Raw genomic sequence first — 12874 nt, 5'->3', positions numbered from 1 at the left:
ATGTGTGACGAGAATTTTTTTTATAATTACCACAATTTATCGCAATTTACCAAAAATCAGCGTATGGAGACGCCAAAGGTAATCGCCTAAAAAATTCGGTTCATACCGTTTAGGGCGGCGACACGATAAGCTTCCGCCATCGTTGGGTAGTTAAATGTGGTATTGATAAAGTACTCAAGCGTATGACCGCATTTCATCACCGCTTGTCCGATATGGATAATCTCGGATGCGTGGTTGCCGTAGCAATGGATACCGAGAATCTCTAGCGTCTCACGGTGGAATAGGATTTTTAGGACGCCTGAGCGTTCACCGATGATTTGCGCACGAGCTAGATGGCGGAAGAAAGCTTGACCGACTTCATATGGGATTTGTTCAGCGGTCAGTTCAGCTTCGGTCTTGCCGATACTTGAAATCTCAGGAATGGTATAAATGCCTGTCGGTACGCTGTTAATGAACTCAGCATCTTCATCACCCACCATAAAGCCTGCTGCATTACGGCCTTGGTCATAGGCAGCCGATGCCAATGATGGCCAGCCGATGACATCACCGACAGCATAGATGTGTGGCACGCTGGTGCGATAAGTTTGGTCAACTTCTAGCTGACCACGACTGTTGGCGGTCAAGCCGACAGCTTCAAGGTTTAGGCTATCCGTGTTGCCTGAGCGGCCATTACACCATAGGATGGCATCTGATTTGATTTTTTTACCGCTTTTTAGGTGTAGGATAACGCAGTCATCATGCGTCTCAAGGTGGTCAATCTCTTCGTGGTTGCGAATACGCACGCCAAATTGACGGAAGTCGTGGCTAAGTGCATCGGAGATTTCTTCGTCCAGATAGCTTAGTAGTTGTTCTTTATTATTAATCAAATCAACGACATAGCCCAAGCCTGTGAAAATTGACGCATATTCACAGCCGATGACACCTGCGCCATAGATGATGATTTTGCGTGCGACATAATCCATTTGCAAAATCTTGTCCGAGTCAAACACTCGTGGATGGTCAAAGTCTAGGATATCAGGACGATAAGGGCGTGAACCGACAGCAATCACCGCTTCATTAAAGGTGATGGTCTTAGTTGGCTCAAGCTCACCTGAATAAATCTCAAGTGTATGTGCATCCACAAAGCTACCCCAGCCGTGAATCACTTCGATTTGGTTACGCTCATAAAACAGCTTGTGTGTATTGACCTGATTGCGAATCACTTCACGAGCACGGCTTAGTACTTTATTTAGCGGTACTTGATAGCTGTCCTTGATTTGGCTAAATAGTGGGTCACGGCGAAAGCTGATGATGTTAAACACCGACTGACGCAGTGCCTTACTTGGGATAGTGCCGACGTGTGCACAGTTACCACCGACTTGATCTCGTGGATCGACGACGGCGACGCGATAGCCTGACTTGGCAAGCTTCATCGCCGCAGCTTCACCGGCAGGGCCTGCACCGAGTACTACAGCATCGTATTCATAGCCGTGCTTGACTTTGTGCTTATGGGTCTTTAGACCGATACGCTGACCATCTAGCGGGCTGATTAGGCTAGGGTGTAGGTGGTCATGCTCGACATGCTCAAAGGTTTGGCTACTGATGACAGTGGCTTCAATTTCTGCGTTGGCAATGCTGTCAGTTGGCATGGTTTTACGCTTTTTTGTCATGATTTGTCCTTAAATTTACTTATTAATAAATATACAAAACAAGCTTATCGGCTGATGTGCTGTGATAAGATTTCATCAAGTTGCCAATAGCCTGTTGGCTTGCCGGTATTTTGGTCAATCTCTTGGCTGGCACGAATTTTATATCGGACGCCAACTTTTGGCTCAAAGCCTTTGATGTCATTAAAACCAATACCAAAAATCTCGCTATCGCTTGTGCCATCGACTTTGACCAGCAGGCATTGCATAGGGCTTGATGAATCACAAACACTGCGATTAGGCAGGATTTCTAGTACTTTGGCTGGTTGTAGTGCAATATTTGGCACATACAATGGCTCAGGCTTTGGCGGTGTGCTTTGGCAGGCGGTTAATAGGGCGATTGCTGTGATTAGGCTAAGTTTTTTTAGCATGATTTTTCTCAATAATTCAATCAATAGTTCAATCAAAAATTCAAATGGTTACATACCGATACGGCGTTTTAGTCCAGTCATTTGTAGAATACGAGTGGCAATTTCTTCAACAGACATTTCAGAGACATTCAGATTTGGGATTTTTTGGGTGCTATAAATCGCTTGAATCGCCTGTTGCTCGGCTTGGCATTGAGCAAGGCTAGCATAACGGCTGCCTGCTTTACGCTCTTGGCGGATACGCACTAGGCGTTCGGTGTCGATGGTTAGACCAAATAGCTTGTGCTTATGGGCTTTGAGCGCTTGGGGCAGGCTGCTGGTATCTAGGTCTTCTTCGGTCAGTGGGTAGTTGGCAGCTCGGATGCCGTATTGTAGCGCAAGGTACAATGATGTTGGCGTCTTGCCCGAACGAGACAAGCCAACCAAAATAATATCAGCGCCATCATAATGCGTGATGCGTGCACCGTCGTCATTATCTAGTGCAAAATGCACCGCATCAATGCGTGCCTTATAATCGTCCGAATCGACATTACTGTGTGCCATGCCTGCGTGCGGATTTGGCTTGTGATTGATTTCGGTGGCGATACGAGTGATGAGCCCTTCATAGATGTCAAGGTTGCAAGCGGTGGCAGTGTTGATGACTTCTCGAATCTCATCGCTGACAATGGTGTCAAAGACCAAAGGTAGTAAATTGGTATTTTTATAGGCTTGGTTGATGCGGCCGACGGCTTCGCGGGCAAGCTCGACGGTATCGACATAGGGGATGACTTGAATGTCAAATTCCACATCGGCAAATTGGCTTAGTAGTGATTTGCCAAGCGTTTCGGCGGTGATGGCAGTACCATCAGAAATAAAAAACGCACTGCGGACAAGTTTTTTTGGTTCTTGGCTTGGGGTGGGGGTGTGGACATACATGTCATATTCACCTATAACTGGACGATATTGCCCTAAGTATAGCACAAAAACTGATTTTGTACCTAATTTGTCAATGCGTGCTAATATCAGTTATCATACATAAGTTTACAAAAATCATAAAAATTACCAAAAATCAATAGCAAATCTATTTATAATAAAAATACCACTATTTTTATCAAAAATAAATTGATAAATGGATTGAGTATTCAATTTTTTGTGGTTATAATCGACAAAATCTTACAGATTTCTTGAGTGTGCCGATTTTTTTATAACTTATCTTTATAAAAAATATGCCAAAAAATTATTTTGGGCGCATCTTGAGACAATGCCAACTTTTATTGGAGTTATTTATGAGCAAGCAAGTCATCCCATTTAATCAACTGGGTAAAGATGATGTTGAATTGGTTGGTGGCAAAAACTCATCACTCGGTGAGATGATTAGCCACTTGGGTAATTTGGGCGTGAATGTGCCAAATGGTTTTGCGACCACTGCCGATGCCTTTAACCGCTTTTTGAACGAAACGGGTTTGCTTGACAAAATCAATGCTGAGCTAAAAGGCTTGGATGTTGATGATGTAGAATTGCTTGCCCAAACAGGTGCTAAGATTCGTGGCTGGGTCATTGACCAAGAATTGCCAAAAGACCTAGAAGATGAAATCCGTGCAGCATTTGCCGAGCTATCAGGCGGTCAAGACATCGCTGTGGCGGTGCGTTCATCAGCGACAGCAGAAGACTTGCCTGATGCGTCATTTGCCGGTCAGCAAGAGACTTTCTTGAACATTCGTGGCATTGACAATGTATTGATTGCTATCAAAGAAGTATTTGCATCACTATATAATGACCGTGCGATTGCATATCGTGTGCACAAGGGCTTTGAGCACGCAGGCGTGGCGCTGTCAGCAGGTATTCAGCGTATGGTGCGTTCAGAGACGGGTACATCAGGCGTGATGTTTACGCTAGATACCGAGTCTGGCTTTGATGAAGTGGTATTTATCACCGCAAGCTATGGCCTAGGCGAGATGGTCGTTCAAGGCGCGGTGAACCCTGATGAATTTTATCTATCAAAAGCCCTACTAGAACAAAACCGTCCTGCGGTCGTACGCCGTAATCTTGGCTCAAAACAAAAGAAAATGGTCTATGGCGATGAAGGTAGCACCACCAAGTCAACCAAAATCGTTGATGTTGATAAAGCAGACCGCAACCAATTTGCCCTAAATACCGATGAGCTAACTCGCCTTGCTAAGCAAGCATTGATCATTGAGAAACATTATGGTCAGCCGATGGATATCGAGTGGGCAAAAGATGGTGATACAGGCGAAATCTTCATCGTACAAGCGCGTCCAGAAACGGTCAAATCTCGCCAAGATAAGAACCATATGGAGCGCTATATCATCAACTCAAAAGGCGCTAAAGTACTCACCGAAGGTCGCTCAATCGGTCAGCGTGTGGGCAGTGGTAAAGTGCGTATCGTCACCAATTTGAATGAAATGAGCAAAGTCCAAGATGGTGATGTGCTTGTCTCTGACATGACTGACCCAGATTGGGAACCAGTGATGAAGCGTGCATCAGCGATTATCACCAACCGTGGTGGTCGTACTTGCCATGCGGCGATTATCGCTCGTGAATTGGGCGTGCCTGCTATCGTCGGCTCGGGCAATGCCACCGAAGTGTTGGTCGATGGTCAAGAAGTCACTGTATCGTGCGCAGAAGGTGATACCGGCTTTATTTATGAAGGCTTGCTAGACTTTGAAGTACAGCGTAACTCAATCAGCACCATGCCAGAGCTTGCGTTTAAGGTGATGATGAACGTGGGTAACCCTGACCGTGCCTTTGACTTTGCTCAAATCCCAAATGAGGGCGTGGGCTTGGCTCGTCTTGAGTTCATCATCAACCGTATGATTGGCGTGCATCCAAAAGCACTACTAAACATCGACAGCCTACCACAAGAGACAGTACAAGCTGTTCAAGAGCGTATGGCAGGCTACAACTCACCAGTTGAGTTCTACATCAATAAGCTGATTGAAGGTATCTCAACTTTGGCGGTGGCGTTCCGCAATAAGCCTGTGATTGTGCGTATGTCTGACTTTAAGTCAAATGAATATGCCAACCTAATCGGCGGTAAGCTGTATGAGCCATCAGAAGAGAACCCAATGCTTGGTTTCCGTGGTGCGTCTCGCTATGTATCGGATAATTTCCGTGACTGCTTTGAGCTTGAGTGCCGTGCGCTAAAATATGTGCGCGACGATATGGGCTTGACCAATGTCAAAATCATGATTCCATTTGTGCGTACCACAGGCGAAGCTAAGCAAGTGATTGAATTACTTGAGAAAAATGGCTTGAAGCGTGGCGAAAATGGTCTTGAAATCATCATGATGTGTGAGCTACCGACCAATGCGATTTTGGCGGATGAGTTCTTGCAATACTTTGATGGTTTCTCAATCGGTTCAAACGACTTGACACAGCTGACACTTGGTCTAGACCGTGACTCAGGCATCGTATCGCATCTGTTTGATGAGCGTGACCCAGCGGTTAAGAAACTGCTAAAAATCGCCATCGACGCCTGCCGTGCGCAAGGCAAATATGTCGGTATCTGCGGTCAAGGCCCATCAGACCATCCAGACCTAGCGTATTGGCTGATGGAACAAGGCATTAGCTCGGTATCGCTAAACCCTGATACTGTGCTAGATACTTGGCTATTCCTAGCGGATGACAAGAACAAGTCATAAGCCATTCATCCAAAAAAACAGCATGGGCGACGCCTGTGCTGTTTTGCCATGTGAGAGCTATTTATGATATTGATGAAAAGTTATCGTGTAATAATCACCGCTATTGCTTTGCTGTCTGTGAGCATGGTGTCAAACGCAGAAGTATATTTCAAAACGCCATCGGGCAATATCATCTGTGGTGGTGATATGGCACATAGTACATCAGGTGTCACCTGTGATATCATAGAGCGCAGCAATAGTAAGCCTGCCAGACCAATGCCTGACTGGTGTCCACTGGATTGGGGTGGTCGATTTACGCTGAACCGCAAAAAAGCCGAGCTTGAATGCTATTCGGATTATCCATACATTCACCCTGATGAGATGATGGTGCTTAACTATGGTCAAACCGTGCGTGGCAATGGCTGGTCGTGCACAAGCCAAAAATCGGGATTAACTTGTAAAAATACTCGTGGGCGTGGGTTTTTCTTAAGCCGAAAACGCCAAAGAATTTTTTGATACAATGGCATATGACAAGGTATTTACTACGGGTGAATACCTTGTTTTTTTGGCATTTTGGTTTACAATAGACAATTACCAAATTAAAAAGTTAGGCAGTTTATGAAAATCTATTTGGCAAGAAATAATGTACAAGCAGGGCCTTATACCCTTGATGAGCTCAATACCATGTTGGCATCAGGCGAAGTGTTGCTTGATGATTTGGCGTGGCATTCGGGTATGAGTGGGTGGCAACGCTTGGGCGATTTGACCAACAACCAATATCGCTATGAGCCTGTCGGTCAAGTAGCACCTGCTAAGCCTACCGTACGAGAAGTCAAAAGCTTTGGCGATAATCCTGATTTTCGACCAACGGATAACGCATTGCCAAAACAAGATGCCAATAAGCGTGTGAGCGTCGCCGAGCTATACGGCCGTAAAGAGCCAAGTACGGCGCAGCAACCAACCGCCACACCACAACCGCAAGTGCGTACACAGGCGACGGGTGATATCGTCTATGCGACGATTGGCGCACGATTTATGGCGGTGATGGTTAATTTTGTGTTGTTTTTGCTGACATTGTTGCCATTTTTACAAAATTTCATGTCGCTAAACCCCGACCCTGTCAAGCTAAATACCGGTGATTTTGCCACTCGTATGGCATACGCTCAAGAGCTTGCCGCACAGATTAGCCCGCAGACGATGACTTTGACCACAGCACTGTTGATGGCGTATGTGGTGATTCAGCTGATTTTGATTATTGCTCGTGGGCAGTCCTTTGGCAAGATGGTGGCGGGTATCCGCACAGTGGATGCCAAGACTTTTGAAATACCAAGTTTCTTTAAACGAGTGATTGTGCGTGTTGGCGTGCTGTTTGTGATTTATCAATTGGCATCAGGCCTGCCTGTACCGATTAACTTATCATTGATTTTATTAATGATTAACTATTTTATCGCAGGGCGTAACCACCAAAGACAAGGCTGGCATGATAAACTGGCAGGCACAGTGGTGGTCAAGACATCGTCACGCCCATTCAAGGCAAAGACAAAATGATGCAATACACACAAGCCGAGCAAGCAATGCTCGCACGAGTACAGCTGCCCGAAGATTGGAAAATGGCGCTAGCACCCGCGCTACTTGGCGCTCAGATGGATGCATTGCGGGTGTTTTTGCAATCTGCTTATCAAGATGGCAAGCAAATCTATCCGCCAAAAAATCAGATTTTTAATGCCTTTCATCTAACACCATTGTCGCAAGTCAAGGTAGTGATTTTGGGGCAAGACCCGTATCATGGCGCAGGGCAGGCGATGGGGCTATCGTTTAGCGTGCCTAAGATTATTCCTAAGCCACCAAGCCTACAAAATATCCTAAAAGAGCTTGCCGCTGACCTTGGTATTGCAGTCAGTGCACATGGCGATTTGTCATCTTGGGCAAGGCAGGGCGTGCTACTGCTCAATGCCACACTGACTGTCGAGGCGGGAATGGCAGGTAGCCATCAGCGACGGGGGTGGGAAGAATTTACTGATTATGCCATCCAAGTGCTGAACGAACAAACCGAACGGACGGTTTTTATTCTATGGGGCAGTTATGCCAAAAATAAAGGGCGATTTATTGACACATCACGCCATTTGGTGCTGACCGCCAATCACCCATCGCCACTATCTGCCAATCGGGGTGGGTTTTTTGGCACTCGCCCATTTTCCAAGACCAATGAGTATCTAATACGCCATGGCAAGACCCCCATTGATTGGCAGTTGCCACAATAATCAGCCTTTGTGTCCATCGATGCATCAGCTTGATTGGCAGGCTATCAAGCTGTCAAACCATCAGTTTTGGCAGGGCTTTGATGTTGCTATGATGAGGCTGGCCATCGATGAAGCCAAAAAAGGTGCAATGGCGGGTGAAATCCCCGTCGGTGCGATACTCGTGCATGATGGTCAGGTGATTGGCAAGGGATTTAATCAGCCGATTTTATCGCATGACCCGACGGCACACGCCGAGATTGTGGCACTCAGGGATGCTTGCACTCAGCTTAATAACTATCGCCTGCCGCCACAGACGACGCTGTATGTGACGCTTGAGCCGTGCACCATGTGCTTTGGGGCGTTGGTTCATGCTCGGGTTGCTCGGATTGTGTTTGCTACTTTTGAGCCAAAATCAGGCGTAGTCGGCAGTCAGCTAGACCTTAGCCAAATGGGGTTTTATAATCATCAGGCGACGGTATCGCATGGGCTGCTCGCGTGCGAATGTTCGCAGATGCTTAGCCAATTTTTTGCGCAAAGACGCGCGGATAAACGCCTAGCAAAACAGATGGCAATTAGTAAAGTTTAATTAAATCATTACAAATAAGAGCTTATTATGACGACAACTCATCAATACCCACATCCAGTCATCTGTATCGATGGGCCAAGTGGCGCAGGCAAAGGCACATTGGCATATCGCTTGGCAGATGAGCTTGGCTTTAGCTTGCTTGACAGTGGTGCGTTATATCGCATTATTGGATTGTTAGCACATAAGGCAAATTTATTGAGTGATGCGACACCTGACCTAGAAAATCAATTAGAAAAATTAACACAGTCATTAAACTTAGCTTTTGTGATTAATCACGAAACCAAGATGGTTGAGATTTTGGTCAATGGTGAGCCATTGGTCGATGATATTCGTAACGAAACGGTCGGTGGCTATGCATCAAAAGTGGCGGTATTTCCAAAGGTGCGTACGGCACTGTTTGATGTTCAGCGAGATATGGCAAAGCGTGGCGGGCTGATTGCCGATGGTCGTGACATGGGTACGGTGATTTTCCCTGATGCGCCTGTCAAGGTATTTTTAACCGCAAGTGCCAAAGCACGAGCCGACCGCCGCGTATCTCAGCTGACACAAGCGGGCAAGGCGGCAGATTATGAAGCGATTTTGGCGGAGATTGTGGCTCGTGATGAGCGTGACCAAAACCGCAGTGTCGCACCGTCCAAGCCTGCTGATGATGCGCTGGTGCTTGATAGCTCGGAGTTGAATGCGGAGCAAGTATATGAAAAAGTGCGAGCATTTTGCCAAAGCAAAGGGGTAAATTTGCCAAATTAACCCAACAAGCGACGAATGACGATAAAATTTGACCAATTGATCAAAATCTTTATCAAAACCACCCAAAAAATCATAAAAATTGGGTGATTTTTGTTAAAAAATGATGTAAAATAATGCGGTTTATATTTTTTAATGCGTGAGCGAAGTGAAAATCCAGCAATGCTTGGCGTCATGCTTAACTGAACCACACTGTGCTGGCAGGCTGTGGCAATATTTTTAAGGTAAACATAATGGTATCATTTGCTGAACTGTTTGAAGCAAGCCAATCAGAACAAGGTCTTAACATTGAGCGTGGCTCAGTGATTTCAGGTACTGTGGTTGCGATCGACAGCGATTGGATTACAGTGGACACTGGTCTTAAGTCTGAAGGCATCGTTGCTCGTGAAGAGTTCCTAAACGAAGCTGGCGAGCTTGAAGTAGCAGTAGGCGACAGCATCGATGTGGTTGTTGAAGCTGTGGACAATGGCATGGGTCAAACTGTGCTTTCACGCGAAAAAGCGAAGCGTGAAGAAAGCTGGCGTGCGCTTGAGCAATTGCACGAAAACGACGAAATCGTTAAAGGTGTTATCTCATCTAAAGTTAAAGGCGGTTTCACTGTTGAAATCGGTTCAGTACGTGCATTCCTACCAGGTTCTCTAGTAGATGTTCGCCCAGTTCGCGAAACTACTCACCTAGAAGGCAAAGAGCTTGAGTTCAAAGTTATCAAGATCGACAAGCAACGCAACAACATCGTGGTATCTCGCCGTGCCGTTATGGAAGCTGAAAACTCAGCAGAGCGTGATGAACTACTAGCCAAACTAGAAGAAGGCATGGAAGTAGAAGGTATCGTTAAGAACCTAACTGACTACGGTGCATTCGTTGATCTAGGCGGCATCGATGGTCTTCTACACATCACTGACATGGCTTGGAAGCGTATCAAGCACCCATCAGAAGCTGTTGAAGTTGGTCAAGACCTAAAAGTTAAAGTATTGAAGTTCGACCGTGAGCGTAACCGTGTTAGCCTAGGTCTAAAACAACTTGGTACTGATCCATGGAACGAAGTTGAAAAAACTTATCCAGTTGGCACAATCACCAAAGCTCGTGTAACCAACCTAACTGACTACGGCTGCTTCGCTGAAATCGCTGAAGGCATCGAAGGTCTAGTACACGTATCTGAAATGGATCACACCAACAAGAACATCCACCCATCAAAAGTTGTTCAAGTGGGCGACGAAGTGAATGTGATGGTTCTTGAGATCGATGGCGAGCGTCGTCGTATCAGCCTAGGTATCAAACAAACCATGCCAAACCCATGGGAAGAGTTTGATAAGAACCACGAAAAAGGTCAAAAAATCAGCGGTACTATCAAGTCTATCACTGACTTTGGTCTATTCATCGGCCTAGAAGGTGGTATCGACGGTCTAGTTCACCTATCAGACATCTCTTGGACTGAAGCTGGCGAAGAAGCAATCCGCAACTACTCAAAAGGCGACACAGTAGAAGCTGTTGTATTGTCAGTAGATGCAGAAGCAAACCGCATCAGCCTAGGCATCAAGCAACTAAACTCTGATCCATTTAACGAATACCTATTGGCAAATGACCGTGGTGCAATCGTTAAAGGCACAGTAAAAGAAGTTGATGCAAAAGGTGCAGTGATCACTTTGGCTGACGAAGTTGAAGGCTACCTACGCGCAGCGGACATCGCTCGTGAGCGTACCGAAGATGCTTCTAAAGTACTAAGCGTTGGTGATGAAGTTGAAGCGAAGATTGTTGGTACTGACCGCAAATCTCGTAGCATCAGCCTATCAATCAAGGCAAAAGATGAAGCAGATGAGCGTCAAGCAATCAAAGAGCTATCAAATGCTCAACCTGCTGAAGCACAACCAAAAACTCTTGGTGACATCTTTGGTGATGCACTAAAAGGCTAATTGATTGTCTTTGCAAAAAAAGCGATGGGTTTGACTCATCGCTTTTTGTCATTGATAAGAAAAATTTCGGTGATTAAGCCAATGAATATAACCAACTGCTAAATAATTGACTAATTTGATGAATTTTAACAAAAAATCCATTCACTTTTTGTAGGTTTTGGGCTATCATTAACCAATCCCACAATGATTTGTAATTTTTGACAAATGATTTTGCAGTGTAAAAGGTAGGATGTATGCAAGCGCAAGCGGTAATCAATAAATCTGATTTGATTTCTAATTTGGCAGCAAATGCGGATGGGCTAGAAGAGCATATCGTCGATGAAGCTGTTCGATTGATTCTTGCGATGATGGTCGATGAGCTCGTGCATGATGGGCGTATCGAAATTCGTGGTTTTGGTAGCTTTTGCTTACATCATCGTGAAGCTCGTGAAGCACGCAATCCACGCACAGGTGAGAAGGTGTCTGTCGGTGCAAAAGCTGTACCATTTTTCAAACCGGGTAAAGCACTGCGTGAATCTGTCAATGCCATCAATGATTAATCCATTATTATAACTCTGAGTTTATTATGCATATTGTTCTTATTGTTTTATTGGTTATTGCTTTTGCATATTCACTGGCATTGGTCGTGCTGAACAATCAAGCAGTGACCGTTAATTTGCTATTTTCACAAGTTGCCAACATGAGTCTTGGCTTGGTGCTTGTTGCGACCATTTTCTTGGGCGTGTTAATTGGCGTTCTGTTGGCGCTATTGCTATTCCGCGTGCTACAAAACAAGTGGGAAATCAGCCGCTTGAAAAAAGAAGTCAATACCATCCAAGGGCAATTGACCGATGCCAATCTAAAGCTTGCCGAGCAAGCTAAACAGCTTGAATTGGCTCGCCAAAATGACACTTTGGCTGCGATGACTGAGACGACGGTCAATGCACCACAACAGCAAGTAAACCATACGTCATCATAAAAGTATGATAAAATAAAAACCGTTGAAACAGACGGTTTTTTATTGCTTGAATTTTGATTTTGGAGTGAATTATGAGTACATCACCTGTGATTGTTGCGGTGGATAAGCACAATTTAACTGATGCTTTGGTGCTGGCGGATAGTTTAGATCCGTCGCTATGCCGTCTAAAGGTGGGTAAAGAGCTGTTTACCGTCTGTGGTGTGGATGTGGTCAAGGCATTTCATCAGCGTGGATTTGAAGTGTTTTTGGATCTGAAATTCCATGACATCCCCAATACCACAGCGCAAGCGGTGCTATCGGCCGCTGATATGGGTGTGTGGATGACTAATATTCATGCCAGTGTCGGCACGGATGCGATGCGCCTATGTAAGGAGCGATTGACAGCGGGGGGTTATGATACACTACTGATCGCTGTGACGGTGTTGACATCGATGACGGATGCCAACTTAGCCGAGCTTGGCATTGCTCGTACGGCAAGTGAGCAGGTGCTGCATTTGGCAGGGCTGACACATCAAGCAGGCTTAGATGGTGTGGTCTGCTCAGCTCAAGAGAGCAAGATGCTAAAACAGCAGTTTGGTGCTGATTTTAAGCTTGTCACTCCGGGTATTCGCCTAAATGATGATGCCAAAGATGACCAAAAGCGCATTTGTACACCAAGTGATGCTTTGGCAAATGGCTCAGATTATCTGGTAATCGGACGCTCTATTACTGGTGCGGATAATCCAAATGAGAAGCTAAAGCTGATTTTGTCGCAGATTTGATG

Annotated in this window: 13 protein-coding genes; 10 read left to right on the top strand and 3 right to left on the bottom strand. The window is 45.5% G+C overall.

The genetic code is table 11. The features are described 5' to 3' along the window. Positions 1–86 precede the first annotated feature (86 nt). The 3 genes from sthA to ppsR all read right to left on the bottom strand — a co-directional run bounded on the left by sthA (position 87) and on the right by ppsR (position 2968). Positions 87–1628, bottom strand: coding sequence for a Si-specific NAD(P)(+) transhydrogenase (gene sthA, locus B0680_RS00455; protein ID WP_407661987.1), 1542 nt, complete (start codon positions 1626–1628; stop codon positions 87–89). Between the two features lie 65 nt (positions 1629–1693). After that, positions 1694–2056 (bottom strand): DUF4377 domain-containing protein, encoded by a 363-nt coding sequence (locus B0680_RS00450; RefSeq protein ID WP_078253087.1) that lies wholly within the window; start codon positions 2054–2056, stop codon positions 1694–1696. 48 nt (positions 2057–2104) lie between these two features. Next, complete coding sequence (gene ppsR / locus B0680_RS00445) at positions 2105–2968, bottom strand: posphoenolpyruvate synthetase regulatory kinase/phosphorylase PpsR (protein ID WP_078253086.1); 864 nt, start codon at positions 2966–2968, stop codon at positions 2105–2107. A 350-nt stretch (positions 2969–3318) separates the two neighbouring features. On the opposite strand from ppsR, the gene ppsA reads away from it, so the two are divergent. The 10 genes from ppsA to pyrF all read left to right on the top strand — a co-directional run bounded on the left by ppsA (position 3319) and on the right by pyrF (position 12872). Continuing rightward, the gene (gene ppsA, locus B0680_RS00440; protein WP_078253085.1) at positions 3319–5694 is read left to right on the top strand and encodes a phosphoenolpyruvate synthase; all 2376 of its coding nucleotides are present in this window, start codon (positions 3319–3321) and stop codon (positions 5692–5694) included. Between the two features lie 72 nt (positions 5695–5766). Further along, positions 5767–6189, top strand: a complete 423-nt coding sequence (locus tag B0680_RS00435) for a DUF6636 domain-containing protein (protein WP_078253084.1) — start codon at positions 5767–5769, stop codon at positions 6187–6189. Positions 6190–6291: 102 nt separating this feature from the next. Continuing rightward, positions 6292–7221 (top strand): RDD family protein, encoded by a 930-nt coding sequence (locus B0680_RS00430; RefSeq protein ID WP_078253083.1) that lies wholly within the window; start codon positions 6292–6294, stop codon positions 7219–7221. Then, complete coding sequence (gene ung, locus B0680_RS00425) at positions 7218–7934, top strand: uracil-DNA glycosylase (RefSeq protein ID WP_078253082.1); 717 nt, start codon at positions 7218–7220, stop codon at positions 7932–7934. Before B0680_RS00430 ends, ung begins: the two co-directional genes overlap by 4 nt. Continuing rightward, complete coding sequence (gene tadA / locus B0680_RS10695; protein ID WP_407661984.1) at positions 7897–8499, top strand: tRNA adenosine(34) deaminase TadA; 603 nt, start codon at positions 7897–7899, stop codon at positions 8497–8499. The genes ung and tadA overlap by 38 nt, the downstream gene beginning before the upstream one ends. Before the next feature lie 27 nt (positions 8500–8526). Continuing rightward, positions 8527–9246: a (d)CMP kinase gene (gene cmk / locus B0680_RS10690; protein ID WP_143821311.1), complete on the top strand. Its 720-nt coding sequence runs from the start codon at positions 8527–8529 to the stop codon at positions 9244–9246. A gap of 227 nt (positions 9247–9473) precedes the next feature. Next, positions 9474–11153 carry a 30S ribosomal protein S1 gene (gene rpsA / locus B0680_RS00415; protein WP_169835321.1) on the top strand — a complete coding sequence of 560 codons (1680 nt, stop codon included), beginning with the start codon at positions 9474–9476 and terminating at the stop codon, positions 11151–11153. A 233-nt stretch (positions 11154–11386) separates the two neighbouring features. Beyond that, positions 11387–11692, top strand: a complete 306-nt coding sequence (locus B0680_RS00410) for an HU family DNA-binding protein (RefSeq protein ID WP_078253080.1) — start codon at positions 11387–11389, stop codon at positions 11690–11692. Positions 11693–11718: 26 nt separating this feature from the next. Beyond that, positions 11719–12111: a lipopolysaccharide assembly protein LapA domain-containing protein gene (locus B0680_RS00405; protein WP_078253079.1), complete on the top strand. Its 393-nt coding sequence runs from the start codon at positions 11719–11721 to the stop codon at positions 12109–12111. 71 nt (positions 12112–12182) lie between these two features. After that, the gene (gene pyrF / locus B0680_RS00400) at positions 12183–12872 is read left to right on the top strand and encodes an orotidine-5'-phosphate decarboxylase (RefSeq protein WP_078253078.1); all 690 of its coding nucleotides are present in this window, start codon (positions 12183–12185) and stop codon (positions 12870–12872) included. The last annotated feature ends 2 nt before the right edge of the window (positions 12873–12874 follow it).

Source organism: Moraxella pluranimalium (assembly GCF_002014825.1).
Lineage (GTDB): Bacteria > Pseudomonadota > Gammaproteobacteria > Pseudomonadales > Moraxellaceae > Moraxella > Moraxella pluranimalium.
The sequence above is the reverse complement of the archived record's forward strand: the minus strand, read 5'-3'. Positions and strand labels throughout refer to the sequence as shown.